The following is an 11,728-nucleotide window of genomic DNA, read 5'->3' as shown; positions in this document are numbered from 1 at the left end:
GGCCAGTATGGCGGTGGTCAGCGGCTGAGGAGGAGGGCCGAGTCGCCGAACTCGTGCCAGAGGTAGCCCTCCGCCACTGCAGCGTCGTACGCCGCCTGGGTGAGGCCGCGGCCCGCGACCGCCTCCACGAGGAGGAGGTGGGAGGCCATCGGGTCGTGCCAACACGACGTGGTCGTTACGCGCGCAAGTGTCGTCCTCGCAAGGTTCGGATCTGACACAAGCGCTCATGTCGAGGTGCACCAGCAACGAGGCGCTCGCGGGGCAACTTCGGAGTCGTTTGATTCCGAGCAAGCCGTGCGATCTCTAGAATGCCCTGATCTAAGAGCCAATAGTCGCTGTGACCGTATCCACACGAGTCCGCATATTTCTCCCACCGCTGGGGCGGTCCCCCAGAGAAGCCAATTGCATCCTTCAGTTCACCAGGGTCAACTTCTCCGCGAAGCAAGCGCGCCATACGTTGCCCCGGACGGAAGAACCGCTTTAGCACAGCGTCGTCGCGAGAGAACAATATGATCTCGCGCTCTGCCAGGCGATCCGCGTATGGCCCACCCGGAGCACACAAGCCTTCAGCCGTGGCGGCAGCGAAGAGCAGCAGAGTTTCGACCTTGGGACCGTCCAGCGACTTGAGCCGCTTTGCGGCTTGAAGGGCCACACGTGACCCAAGGGAGTGAGCGACCAAATTCACCTTCAGGCCGGGATTCTCCGGCTCTATGGCAGCTAGATACGCAGCCAATGCGTCGCCCGCTTGCACCGCGGTGCGAACGTCCATGAAGTACAAGGCAGCCGAGACTCCCCGCTTGGCCGAGGATTCCCCGGGCCAGAAAAACCAAACCGTGCCTCGGAGTTGAGAATTGGACAGTTCGCGAGCGCGCGTATGCGTCTGCTCCCAAATATCGGAAATTGCATATTCGGTGTTGTTGAACCCATGAATCCATATTGTCAGCTTCGAGTAACCCTCCGGTCGCCCGAACTTCGAGTCCAGCGGCCTGAGATCGCCGCCCTCCTTCCGCTGCCGAACGGTCCACTCTAGAGGAGCCGACATCAGTGAAGCCGCCTGCGTTGTGGAATTGCACTCAGGTCTCGGGCGAAGCCAGCAAAGTACCCGCCAAACACAAACGCGCCGAGTATCACCCCAATGTTCTGCACCGCAGACATTGGAAATGCCACCAAGGAGACGCCAGCAATCAGCGCAGCTGCGCATGATGACCCGAATCCAAGCACCCAACGCCATCGAGTTCCAATTGCAACTTGCAACTCGTCCAACCAGCGTTCCAATTCAGACCTTGCTGAATTTAGTGTGCGTTCATCGATTGGGCGTTGAGTAGCGTCGCCGCTCAACATGACCAGGACGGTGTGCCCCTCCTCCGACCAGCGAATGGCGGCTGCCGGGAAACTCTCAGTGCGATCGTTCCGATCCGTCGCGCGTATCGTCTCAAGCACTTGAGCCTGAACAGCGGAAAAATGCCGCAACAATTCCGCTAGCAGACTTTCGCTGTCTGGTCCCAGCTCTACGATTCTTCTCGCCTCGTATCGCACGTGTTCGTCGAAGTCCTCCAGCCTGTTCGCTAAGTCGTCGAGGCCGCTTGCTCGAAGGACCCGTGAGAAGATCTCGTTCTCGTAGATCAATTCTTGGAGATTTCGCTCCTCAACGGGACGCCTGTAACCAATAAATACCTCTGCCAACGCGAAGTCGTGTGCCGTACCTTGCCCAGAAGCGCACCTGTTGAGCGACGCCTCCATTCCCGCACTCAACTGCGCGCACAACTGCTCAAGGGGAACGTCGAGCCGCGCAACGGTGCCAACCAACCGCGGCGCCGTCGCTTCGGGCGGATTTAGGACCGCGGCCAAATCGAGGCGGCGCCCCGAGAGGCTTGCGACCCGCTCGAACTCGCGCGCATGGAACGTTCCGCGGAGGTGCAGGAGCGATTTCGCACCTTCGAGCGCAGCCATGGCAGCAATCCCAGAGACCAACATCGCCAGCAGGAACATCGCCGACCCACGTGCAAGTTGGGCCACTTGTTCCACTCTCACGCTCGTGTCCGACGCGCGGGACGCGAGCAAGAAGGAGAGTGCGACGAAGACGCCGACTGCAACGGCGCCCCAACCCAAAGCGGTTCGATATGCCGACCAACCGCGTCGAATTATCCACTCATCAGGCCTTTGCATGCGGGCAGCCTAGAGGCGCAGATACTCGTGCGTATACAAGCATTGAAGGTTGCCAGTCCTGCCAGGAGCGGCCGGTGCTCATACAGCGCGAGTCGGGATCGAGTTCACTTTCGATCCGAGACTTGGACGAGACGTCGAGCCAGGAGAGCGGTGGTCAGCGGCCGAGGAGGAGGGCCGAGTCGCCGAACTCGTGCCAGAGGTAGCCCTCCGCCACCGCAGCGTCGTACGCCGCCTGGGTGAGGCCGCGGCCCGCGACCGCCTCCACGAGGAGGAGGTGCGAGGCCATCGGGTCGTGCCACCCGGTGATCAGGCCGTCGATGACGCGCGGCGGGTCGGCAGGAGTGATGACCCGGTCGGTCCAGCCACGGCTCGCCACGACGTGCCGGCCGCGCACGGACGACTCGACCGCGCGGGTCGCGGTGGTGCCGACAGCGATCACCCGACCTGCGTTGCTGCGGGCGCCGTTGATGACGCGCGCACTCGTCGGCGGCACCTCGAACCACTCCGGCCCCGGCGCCTCGCCAGCCTCCTGCGAGGAGACGCCGGTGTGCAGCGTGACCGGCGCGACCTGGATGCCGCTCGTCACCAACCGCGTGACGAGGGCATCGGTGAAGGGCCGCCCGGCCGACGCCATCTCCGCGCTGCCCGGCCGCGAGCCGAAGACCGTCTGGTAGGCCGACAGCGGGTAGCGGTGGTCGAGGTAGCCGTAGGCGATCGGCCGCCCGTTCCAGTCGAGCTGGCGGTCGAGGTCGCCGCGGACCGCGGCCCGCCAGAGGCGGTTCCCGTGCCCCGTCGGGGACGACGGCGCACCCGCGGGCCACGGCTCGCGCAGCACCAGGCGCGTGTCACCGACCACCACGACCGACCCCTCACGTGCGTCGAGCAGGGCGCGGACGGCATCGGGCGCCGTGCGCAGCTCGACCACGCGGTCGCCGTCCTCGAGGTGGTGGGCGACGTGCAGCACGACGGGCTCGCCGTCGAGCGTGGCGTCGACCTCGGCGTTGACGGTGGCGGAGGTGTTCACCACCAGCACGTCGCCGGCGTGGAGGTGGTCGGGCAGGTCGCGGAAGCGGACGTGGTCGATGCCGTCGGGTGTCCCGACGAGCAGCCGGACCTCGTCGCGGGCGAGCCCGCGTTCCTCGGCGGGCTGAGGTGCGAACGCGGAGGCCGTGAAGTGAGTGTGCGGTGTCTCGTGCAGCGTCGTCATCCGAGGTCGCTCCCCAGGTCGATGGCCCGGTACCGCCCCGACGTGGGCCGGGTGGCCAGCAGGGCGAGCAGGCGCGGCACCACGGTCTCCGGCAGCGGCCGGTCGGAGATGTCCTCGCCCGGGAAGGCGTCCTGGTGCATCGCCGTGCGCATGTCGCCCGGGTCGACGGCATAGCCGGTCAGCCCGGTCTCGGCGGCGTAGGTCAGCGTGACGTGGTCGAGCGCGGCCTTGCTGGCGCCGTACAGCCCCCAGGTCTCGTAGTGGTTCACCGCGGCGTCGGAGCTGATCGAGAGCAGTACGCCGTCGCCCTCGCGCAGCCACGGCAGGAGGGCCGAGGTCAGCACGAGCGGCCCGCCGATGTTGGTGCGCCAGACCTGCGTCAGGTCCGGGATGTCCACCTCGGCGAGCGGTCGCATGGGGAGCGGCCCCAGCGTGCTGGCGTTGTGGACCAGCAGGTCGAGCCGGCCGCGCGCCTCGACCTCGGCCACGAGCCGCTCGCGGTGGTCGGCGTCGGTGAGGTCGCCCACCACCACGGTCATCCCCTCCGGGAGCTCCGCCTCCTTGAACTTCTCCTCGCTCCGCCCGTCGGTCAGGACGTCCCAGCCCTCGGCGGCCAGTGCGCGGACCAGGGCCCGGCCCAGGCCTGCGGATCCCCCGGTGACGAGAGCCACCCGTGTCGTCGTCTTCGTCGTCTTTGTCGTCATGGCACCATGGTTCAAGTTCAAGTGAACTTGAGTTCAAGGGGTGAGTTCTGATGGATGCCCGAGACCTGCTTCCGATGGGCGAGATCTCGCGTCGTAGCGGCTTCGCCGCGTCGGCGATCCGCTTCTACGAGGCCGAGGGTCTGATCGAGGCGCACCGCTCGGGCGGCGGGCAGCGCCGCTTCGAGCGCAACGTGCTCCGCCGTCTCGCCTTCATCCGCGCCGCGTCCAACGTCGGACTCACCATCGAGGAGATCCGCGACGAGCTCGCCCGGCTGCCGGGCAACCGCACCCCCACCAAGGCCGACTGGCACCGCATCTCGCAGCACTGGCGCCGGCGCCTCGACGACCAGATCGCCGCGCTCGAGCGGCTCAAGGGCGGACTCGACAGCTGCATCGGCTGCGGCTGCCTGAGCCTGCGCTCGTGCGCGTTCTCCAACGCCGGCGACTGGGCCGCCCGGCAGGGGCCGGGGGCCCAGCTGCTGCCCGACACCCTGCGCAAGCCCCACCCCACGCGCCGTACGTCGGGGTAGGTCAGGCCTCGCGGAACGACGCCTCCAGCGCGTCGAGCACGACGGTCCGCTCGCGCAGCGCGATGCGCTTCATGACCGCGGTCGCGGGACCGTAGATGCCGTACGTCCTCAGCCGCGCGTGGTGGCGCACGAGCGTCTCGCGCTCGCCCACGGCCTCGAGCGTGTAGCCCGGCCAGCCCTCGGCGAGCACCGCTCCCCACGGGGCCTTCTGCCACCAGTGGTAGACCAGCCGCTCGGGCCGGTCGAACGTGACCACCTCGCCCGGCGCCTTGCCGAACAACGTCGAGTCCTCGTAGGTCGTGCCGACGCCGGTCGGACCGGACGACGTCTGGCGTGACGCGCGCCTGATGCTGCCCTTGTGCGGCATCCACGCGTCGTGGCCTTCCACGTCGGCGAGCCTGTCGAAGACGTCGGCGATCGGCGCCCTGATCGTGCGTGTCAGCTCGAGCTCCGCCTCACCCATCCGGCCATCATCGACCTCCCGGAGATCGCCGGTCCAGCACCGGATCACTGCAAGGATCTCGCGCATGAGCACCGACGGCTACGAGATCCGCACCGCCCTCGCCGACCAGGACCTCGACCTGGTCCACCGGTGGCTCAGCACCGACGCGTACTGGTCGCTCGGCCGCACCCGCGAGGCCGTCGGCACGGCCGCCGAGCACTCGCTCAACTTCGGCGCCTTCACCGCCGACGGGCAGCAGGTGGCGTACGCCCGCGTCGTCACCGACCACGCGAACTTCGCCTGGCTCTGCGACGTGTACGTCGACGCCGACCATCGCGGCCGGGGCCTGGGGAAACGCCTGGTGGCGGCCGTCGCCGAGCGGCTCGACGCGCTCGGCGTGAAGCGCACGCTCCTCGCGACCCGCGATGCCCACGAGGTCTACGCCGGCTTCGGGTTCACGCCCCTCCCCGACCCGACGATGTGGATGATCAGGACCCCTCGCCCAGCGTGAACAGCGTCAGCTGCGTGCCGTCGGGAGCGGCGACCCGGGCGTTGCGGTCACCCCAGGGCGTGTCGACCGCATGGGCGACCGCGGTGGCGCCGGCCGCGACCAGCGAGGCCGCCGCGCCGTCGGCGTCGGGCACCTGGAGGGCGAAGCGCACCTTGCCGGAGACCCGCCGCCCGACCTCGAGGTCGTCCACCATCGCGGCCTGCGCCTCGTCGAAGAGCTCGAGCGTCGCGCGCCCGGCGTCGAGCAGCAGCACCCGGCCCTGGTCGCTGCTCCAGTCAGCCACCTCGGGCAGGCCGAGCGCGTCGCGGTAGAGGCGTACGGCGGCGTCGAAGTCGTCGACGGTGAGGGTGATCCGGAACTCCCGGACATCGAGGTGGACATCGGTCATGGAGCCCATCCTCGACGAGAACCACCGCGTCACGCCAAGGTGCGTGCGCCCATCTCCTGCGCGGCGTCGCCCAGCTCGATGCTCGCGTACTCCGAGAAGTTCGCGCCGGCGTTGTAGGAGAGCCGGAGCAGCGTCAGGTGCGACGGCGACCAGAGGCGACCGAGGTGCGCGACCTCCGCGCCCGCGATCGACGCGGGGTCCTCGACGTCGGCGACCGGGCCGAGGCTGACCTCGCTGCGGAAGCCGCGGCGGTCCAGGAAGAAGCGCTGCTCCTGTGCGACCTCGTAGACGTTGCGATAGATGTCCTTCAGGGCGCCGACGTCGCCCTCGAGCTCGACCATGACGTCGTACGGCGCTTCCTCGGTCACCCGGATCCGGCTGACGCGCAGCACGGGCACGGACCAGGTCGCGGCGGCCGCCTCGTACGCGCTGGCCAGGGCCGCGGCGTCGTCGGCGGTGACGTTGCCGAACTTGGCCATCCGGATGAACACGGGCGGGGGCGCCGGCGGCAGCGACACGACCGGCGCGTGCACCTCGACGGGCACCTCCGCAGGCCGACGGCCGAGCAGCCGCGACAGCAGGCCTTGCGCGGGGGGCTCCGGCGGAGCCGGTGCCCGTGACGCGACCAGCTCGGGTACGACGTTGAGCGCCTCGCGGACCACGTCCGGGGGCAGCGCCACTCCAGCGTGCAGCTGCATCTCGACCTCCTTGTCGCCACTCCCATCGGCAGGCGGAGCCGCGACCTGAGGTCTCGCGCCGTAGGGGGTGACGCCGGTCCGGGTCAGCCGACGGCGACCGGCTCCGCGCTGCGCTCCCCCACGAGTCGTCGTACGACATCGGCGCAGCCGCCGCACCCGGTGGTCGCGCGGGTCCGGTCGACGCACTCCGACACCGAGCCGCAGGCCCGGATCGCCTCCGCCGAGACGCCGGCACAGGCGCACACCTCGGCCTCGTCGGGCAGGGGCGCGGGGGCGTCGGCGGCCTCCGGGAGCAGCAGCTGGCCCGGCTCGTCGGGGCCGAGGATCGTGCCGCGGTCGTAGAGCTGGGTGATCAGCCCGACCCGGGACAGGTCGCCGACGAGCTCGGCCGCCACGACCCGCCCGCCGTGGACGACGAGACGACGGTGCGAGCCGGCGACCGGGTTGGTCACCTCGACGACCTCGCCCGCTGCGTTCCGCGGGTCGCCGAGGACCGCGACGTCGAGGCCGGTGGCACGAAGTCGCGCCACGCTCCGGCTGCCGTCGTACGACGCCTCCTCGCCGCGCAGCACCCGGGCGAGCACCTCCGCCTGCTCCCACGCCGGTGGCACGAAGCCGGTCGTCCGGCGCCGGTGCTCCGCGCAGTCGCCGATGGCGTGGATGCGGTCGTCGGTGACGCTGGCCAGGGTGCTGTCGACCACGACCCCGCGCCCCACCATCAGCCCGGCGCGCCGCGCGAGGGCCGTCGACGGGCGGCCGCCGGCGGTCAGCACGACGAGGTCGGTGGGCAGCACCGCGCCGTTGTCGAGCACCAGCCCGGCGTCGATCAGGCGGACCGCTCGGGCGCCGGTGTAGACCTCGGTCCCGAGGCGGCGCAGGTCGCGGGCGAGCACCCGGCCGGCCGGCTGCCCGAGGTGCGTGTGCAGCAGGTGGTCGGCGCCCTCGACGACCTCGGTCAGCAGCCCGCGCACGGCCAGGGCCCGGGCGACCTGGAGCCCGAGGAGGCCACCCCCGACGACCACCGCGCGCGCAGGTTTCGAGGTTCGCTGCGCTCGCACCTCGACCAGCGAGTGATCCAGGCGTCGGCAGTCGTCGAGGCTGCGGAACGGGTGCACGCGCGGGTCGAGGGTGCCGTCGCGCCGGACGAGGCCGCGGATCGGGGGCAGGGTGGGGATCGAACCGCAGGCCAGCACGAGCCGGTCGTATGCGACTCGTTCCCCATCGACCAGCACGACCTCGCGGGCGTCGCGATCGATCTCGAGCACCCGCGCCGCGAGGCGCAGGTCGATCCCGTGTTCCGCGAACCACGACTCCGACCGCAGGGTCAGGGCATCGGCAGGGTGCGTGCCCTCGAGCACCGCCGAGAGCAGGATCCGGTTGTAGGGCGCGTGCGCCTCGTCGGCGAGCACCGTGAGGTCGACGTCGGCACCGACCAGCTGCTCGGCCAGCCGGACGGCCGCCATCCCGCCGCCGACCACGACGATCCGCTCGCTCATGACGCAGGCCCTGGTTTCGACACGCTCGTACCTCGCTGCCCAACCGGCGAGAGGCTGGCTGCACACACCTTGAACTCGGGCATCCGCGAGGCGGGGTCGAGGGCGTCGTTGGTGAGCCGGTTGGCGCCGACCCAGTGGAAGGGGACGAAGACCGTGTCGGGCCGGATCGTGGTGACGACCCGCGCAGGCGCGGTCATCGTGCCACGTCGCGTCGAGACCGTCAGCGGGTCGCCCGTTGCGACCCCGAGGCGTCCAGCCAGGAGCGGGTGCACCTCGACGAACGGACCGTCGTCGGGCAGGGCACGGACGCGACGGGTCTGGGCGCCGGACTGGTAGTGCGCGAGCACCCGTCCGGTCGTCAGGTGCACCGGGAAGTCAGCGCACGGCTGCTCGGCGGCACCGCGGTGCTCCACGACCAGCATCCGCGCGCGCCCGTCGTGGTGCGCGAACGACGACCCGAAGAGCCGCTCACCTCCCCAGAACACGCCACCCTCCGACCGGATCCGGTCGTAGGTGATGTCCGAGTAGTCAGCCACACCGCCGGCGGAGGCCCGGCCGAGCTCGGCGAAGACCTCCTCGGGCTCCGTCGCGAACGGCACGTCCGAGAGCCGCGCGGCGAGGCCGGCCATCACGTCGAGGTCGGAGCGCACGCCCGACGGCGGGGTGACCGCCCGCTGCCGCAGCACCACCCGACCCTCGAGGTTGGTCATCGTCCCGGTCTCCTCGGCCCACTGCGTCACGGGCAGCACCACGTCGGCGATGGCGGCGGTCTCCGACATCACGAAGTCGCACACCACGAGCAGGTCGAGCGACTCCAGGCGCTCGGTGACGTGGGTGGCGCGGGGCGCGCTGACCACGATGTTGGAGCCGAAGACCAGCATCGCCGAGGGCCCGGCCTCGGTGCCGAGCGCGTCCAGCAGCTCGTACGCCGACCGCCCGGGGCCGGGCAGTGCGTCGGCCTCGACGCCCCACACCTCCGCGACGTGCGCGCGGGCCGCGGGGTCGTCGATGCGGCGGTAGCCGGGCAGCTGGTCGGCCTTCTGCCCGTGCTCGCGCCCGCCCTGGCCGTTGCCCTGGCCGGTCAGGCAGCCGTAGCCCGCGCCCTTCTTCCCGACCATGCCCAGCGCGAGGGCAACGTTGATCCAGGCGAGGACGGTGTCGGACCCGGTCGAGTGCTGCTCGGCGCCGCGGGCGGTGAGGACCATGACCTTCGGCTTCTCGCCGGTTGAGGTGCGAGCGGAGCGAGCCTCGAAACCCCCGAGCAGAGAGGCCAGCGCCCGGACCTCCGACGCCTCGATCCCGGTCACCCGCTCCACGCGCTCGGGCCACCAGGAGGCGACCGACTCCTTCACCGCCGCCCAGCCGGTCGTCCGGGCGGCGAGGTAGTCCTCGTCCACCGCACCGGCGGCGACGAGCAGGTGCAGCACCCCGAGCGCGAGGGCCAGGTCGGTCCCCGGCACCGGCTGGAGGTGCAGGTCGCCGCGGTCGGCGGTCGGCGTACGCCTGGGGTCGATCACCACGACGCGGCCACCCCGCTCCCGCAGCCGGTCGAGGTGCCGCGCAGCCGGCGGCATGGTCTCGGCGAGGTTGGAGCCGACGAGCACGAGCACGTCGGCCTCCTCGACGTCGGCGAGCGGGAACGGCAGCCCGCGGTCGACGCCGAAGGCCCGGATCCCCGCGGAGGCGGCCGACGACATGCACCACCGGCCGTTGTAGTCGATCTGCGAGGTGCCGAGCGCGGCGCGCGCCAGCTTGCCGAGGGAGTACGCCTTCTCGTTGGTGAGCCCGCCACCGCCGAAGACTGCGACCCCGTCCGGTCCCTTCGCAGCCTGCGCCGCGCGGATCCCGGCCGCGACCCGGTCGAGCGCGTCGTCCCACGACACCGCCGACCACTCGCCGGTCGCCCGGTCGCGCACCAGCGGCGAGGTCAGCCGCTCGCGACTGCCGTACAACCCGGCGGCCGACCAGCCCTTGCGGCACAGCGCTCCCTGGTTGACCGGGAACTCCTCCCACGCCTCCACCTCGGGCGTACGCCGACCGGCCAGGCGCATCCCGCACTGCAGCGAGCAGTAGGGGCAGTGGGTCTCGGTCGACGTGCCGGTCATCAGATCTCCGCGGCCGCCAGCCCGTGGGCCTGGACCGGACGACGGAGGTAGAGCGCCCAGGTCAGCAGCGCGCACAGCAGGTAGTAGCCGGTGAAGACGGTGAACGCCGCCCGGGTGGCCGCCAGCGGGTCGGTCACCCACGGCGCCGCGAAGGCGAGCGGCACGAGGAAGCCGCCGACCGCACCCACCGCACCGATCACGCCGAGCGCGGAGGACGACTGCCGGGTGGCGGTCGTCAGCGCGGCGGTGCGGGACGCCGTACCGGGGGCGGTCGAGCGCTCGGCGTGGGCCTTCCAGAGCGCGGGGATCATCTTGTAGACCGAGCCGTTGCCGATGCCGGTCGCGGCGAAGATGCAGAGGAAGAAGCCGAGGAACAGCGGGAACCAGCCCGCGTTGTCGGTCGCGATCGACGGATCGGCAGTCGGGTTCGGCGTCAGCTGACTGACTGTCCAGAGCACGCCGAGCGTGAAGGCGACCATCGCGACGAAGGCGCCGAGCGTGACCCGCGCACCGCCGAGGCGGTCGGCCAGCCACCCGCCGAACGGGCGCGTCAGCGAGCCGACACCGGCGCCGAGGAAGGCGTAGAACGCGAAGTAGATGCCGGTGCCGAGCGGCGCCGGCTCCGGCACCCAGAAGTTCAGCTTGATCAGCAGCGGCATCGCGGCGGAGTAGCCGATGAACGACCCGAAGGTGCCGATGTAGAGCAGCGACAGCAGCCAAGTCTGCCTCTGCCGCACCACCTGCAGCTGCTCGCGCGGCGAGGAGGTGACGGTGCTGAGGTTGTCCATCCGCAGCCACGCGGCTGCGGTCGCGAGCAGCGCCAGCCCCGCATAGAGGTACGCCGCCCGCTCGAGGTGGATGCCGCCGTCCGAGGCCTTGACCAGGCCGAAGATCCCGGCGCCGCCGACCACCACCGGGAGAAGCAGCTGGATGAGCGAGACGCCGAGGTTGCCGCCGGCCGCGTTGAGGCCGAGCGCCGTGCCCTTCTTGTCCGAGGGGTAGAAGAAGTTGATGTTGGCCATCGAGGAGGCGAAGTTGCCACCCCCGACGCCCGCGGTGGCCGCGATCAGGCAGAAGACCCAGTAGGGCGTCGACGGGTCCTGGACGGCGTACGCGAAGAGGAGGGTGGGCACCAGCAGCATCGCGCCGCTGGCGATCGTCCAGTTGCGACCGCCGAACTTCGGCACCGCGAAGGTGTACGGCAGCCGGAGCAGCGAGCCGACGAGGTTGGGCAGCGCCACCAGCAGGAACAGCTGCTGGGGAGTGAATTCGAAGCCCTGGGCGAGCAGGAACGCCGACGAGACGCTCCAGATCAGCCAGACCGAGAAGCCGACGTGCTCGGCGAAGATCGACCAGACGAGGTTGCGGCGGGCGACGGTCCGGCCGGTGGTCTCCCAGAACTCGGCGTCCTCGGGACGCCAGTCCTCGATCCAGCGGCGGGTGTGGCGGGGGGTCTGCGTGCTCATGCCGACGAGCCTCGG

General features: G+C 70.5%; 13 protein-coding genes. 2 read left to right on the top strand and 11 right to left on the bottom strand.

From position 1 onward, the window contains the following. Window positions 1-17: 17 nt before the first annotated feature. The 5 genes from J2X46_RS18425 to J2X46_RS18410 form a co-directional block, all read right to left on the bottom strand. The gene (locus J2X46_RS18425; protein WP_397215135.1) at window positions 18-218 is read right to left on the bottom strand and encodes an S-adenosylmethionine:tRNA ribosyltransferase-isomerase; all 201 of its coding nucleotides are present in this window, start codon (window positions 216-218) and stop codon (window positions 18-20) included. Next, entirely contained in the window at window positions 176-1,042 is an 867-nt protein-coding gene (locus J2X46_RS24120; protein ID WP_397215132.1) for an alpha/beta hydrolase, read from the bottom strand. Before J2X46_RS24120 ends, J2X46_RS18425 begins: the two co-directional genes overlap by 43 nt. Continuing rightward, the gene (locus J2X46_RS18420; RefSeq protein WP_310253139.1) at window positions 1,042-1,989 is read right to left on the bottom strand and encodes a hypothetical protein; all 948 of its coding nucleotides are present in this window, start codon (window positions 1,987-1,989) and stop codon (window positions 1,042-1,044) included. The genes J2X46_RS24120 and J2X46_RS18420 overlap by 1 nt, the downstream gene beginning before the upstream one ends. Window positions 1,990-2,320: 331 nt before the next feature. After that, window positions 2,321-3,373, bottom strand: a complete 1,053-nt coding sequence (locus J2X46_RS18415; RefSeq protein ID WP_310253137.1) for an S-adenosylmethionine:tRNA ribosyltransferase-isomerase — start codon at window positions 3,371-3,373, stop codon at window positions 2,321-2,323. Continuing rightward, complete coding sequence (locus J2X46_RS18410) at window positions 3,370-4,077, bottom strand: SDR family oxidoreductase (RefSeq protein WP_310253135.1); 708 nt, start codon at window positions 4,075-4,077, stop codon at window positions 3,370-3,372. Before J2X46_RS18410 ends, J2X46_RS18415 begins: the two co-directional genes overlap by 4 nt. A 50-nt stretch (window positions 4,078-4,127) precedes the next feature. Here J2X46_RS18410 and soxR point away from each other — a divergent pair, with 50 nt between their 5' ends. Next, entirely contained in the window at window positions 4,128-4,607 is a 480-nt protein-coding gene (gene soxR, locus J2X46_RS18405; protein WP_310253133.1) for a redox-sensitive transcriptional activator SoxR, read from the top strand. 1 nt (window position 4,608) lies between these two features. On the opposite strand, the gene J2X46_RS18400 is transcribed toward soxR, so the two are convergent. Next, on the bottom strand, window positions 4,609-5,070 hold the full coding sequence (locus tag J2X46_RS18400; protein WP_310253131.1) for an SRPBCC family protein: 462 nt from the start codon (window positions 5,068-5,070) through the stop codon (window positions 4,609-4,611). A 64-nt stretch (window positions 5,071-5,134) separates the two neighbouring features. On the opposite strand from J2X46_RS18400, the gene J2X46_RS18395 reads away from it, so the two are divergent. After that, window positions 5,135-5,560 carry a GNAT family N-acetyltransferase gene (locus tag J2X46_RS18395; protein ID WP_310253129.1) on the top strand — a complete coding sequence of 142 codons (426 nt, stop codon included), beginning with the start codon at window positions 5,135-5,137 and terminating at the stop codon, window positions 5,558-5,560. Here the strand turns inward: J2X46_RS18395 and J2X46_RS18390 are convergent. The 5 genes from J2X46_RS18390 to J2X46_RS18370 all read right to left on the bottom strand — a co-directional run bounded on the left by J2X46_RS18390 (window position 5,538) and on the right by J2X46_RS18370 (window position 11,713). After that, window positions 5,538-5,948: a VOC family protein gene (locus J2X46_RS18390; RefSeq protein ID WP_310253127.1), complete on the bottom strand. Its 411-nt coding sequence runs from the start codon at window positions 5,946-5,948 to the stop codon at window positions 5,538-5,540. The two genes, J2X46_RS18395 and J2X46_RS18390, sit on opposite strands and share 23 nt — an antisense overlap. Window positions 5,949-5,977: 29 nt before the next feature. Further along, window positions 5,978-6,646 (bottom strand): hypothetical protein, encoded by a 669-nt coding sequence (locus tag J2X46_RS18385; protein WP_310253125.1) that lies wholly within the window; start codon window positions 6,644-6,646, stop codon window positions 5,978-5,980. A gap of 83 nt (window positions 6,647-6,729) precedes the next feature. Then, window positions 6,730-8,142, bottom strand: a complete 1,413-nt coding sequence (locus J2X46_RS18380; protein WP_310253124.1) for an FAD-dependent oxidoreductase — start codon at window positions 8,140-8,142, stop codon at window positions 6,730-6,732. Next, on the bottom strand, window positions 8,139-10,247 hold the full coding sequence (locus tag J2X46_RS18375) for a molybdopterin oxidoreductase family protein (protein ID WP_310253123.1): 2,109 nt from the start codon (window positions 10,245-10,247) through the stop codon (window positions 8,139-8,141). The genes J2X46_RS18380 and J2X46_RS18375 overlap by 4 nt, the downstream gene beginning before the upstream one ends. Then, window positions 10,247-11,713, bottom strand: coding sequence for an MFS transporter (locus J2X46_RS18370; protein ID WP_310253122.1), 1,467 nt, complete (start codon window positions 11,711-11,713; stop codon window positions 10,247-10,249). Before J2X46_RS18370 ends, J2X46_RS18375 begins: the two co-directional genes overlap by 1 nt. Between the last annotated feature and the right edge of the window lie 15 nt (window positions 11,714-11,728).

This window comes from Nocardioides sp. BE266, assembly GCF_031457855.1.
In the GTDB taxonomy this organism is placed as follows: domain Bacteria; phylum Actinomycetota; class Actinomycetes; order Propionibacteriales; family Nocardioidaceae; genus Nocardioides.
The sequence above is the reverse complement of the archived record's forward strand: the minus strand, read 5'-3'. Positions and strand labels throughout refer to the sequence as shown.

Coding starts and splice junctions, on each gene's coding strand:
- J2X46_RS24120 (WP_397215132.1), bottom strand. CDS start 1,042: ATGTCGGCTCCTCTAGAGTGGACCGTTCGGCAGCGGAAGGAGGGCGGC.
- J2X46_RS18420 (WP_310253139.1), bottom strand. CDS start 1,989: ATGTTCCTGCTGGCGATGTTGGTCTCTGGGATTGCTGCCATGGCTGCG.
- J2X46_RS18415 (WP_310253137.1), bottom strand. CDS start 3,373: ATGACGACGCTGCACGAGACACCGCACACTCACTTCACGGCCTCCGCG.
- J2X46_RS18410 (WP_310253135.1), bottom strand. CDS start 4,077: ATGACGACAAAGACGACGAAGACGACGACACGGGTGGCTCTCGTCACC.
- soxR (WP_310253133.1), top strand. CDS start 4,128: ATGGATGCCCGAGACCTGCTTCCGATGGGCGAGATCTCGCGTCGTAGC.
- J2X46_RS18400 (WP_310253131.1), bottom strand. CDS start 5,070: ATGGGTGAGGCGGAGCTCGAGCTGACACGCACGATCAGGGCGCCGATC.
- J2X46_RS18395 (WP_310253129.1), top strand. CDS start 5,135: ATGAGCACCGACGGCTACGAGATCCGCACCGCCCTCGCCGACCAGGAC.
- J2X46_RS18390 (WP_310253127.1), bottom strand. CDS start 5,948: ATGACCGATGTCCACCTCGATGTCCGGGAGTTCCGGATCACCCTCACC.
- J2X46_RS18385 (WP_310253125.1), bottom strand. CDS start 6,646: ATGCAGCTGCACGCTGGAGTGGCGCTGCCCCCGGACGTGGTCCGCGAG.
- J2X46_RS18380 (WP_310253124.1), bottom strand. CDS start 8,142: ATGAGCGAGCGGATCGTCGTGGTCGGCGGCGGGATGGCGGCCGTCCGG.
- J2X46_RS18375 (WP_310253123.1), bottom strand. CDS start 10,247: ATGACCGGCACGTCGACCGAGACCCACTGCCCCTACTGCTCGCTGCAG.
- J2X46_RS18370 (WP_310253122.1), bottom strand. CDS start 11,713: ATGAGCACGCAGACCCCCCGCCACACCCGCCGCTGGATCGAGGACTGG.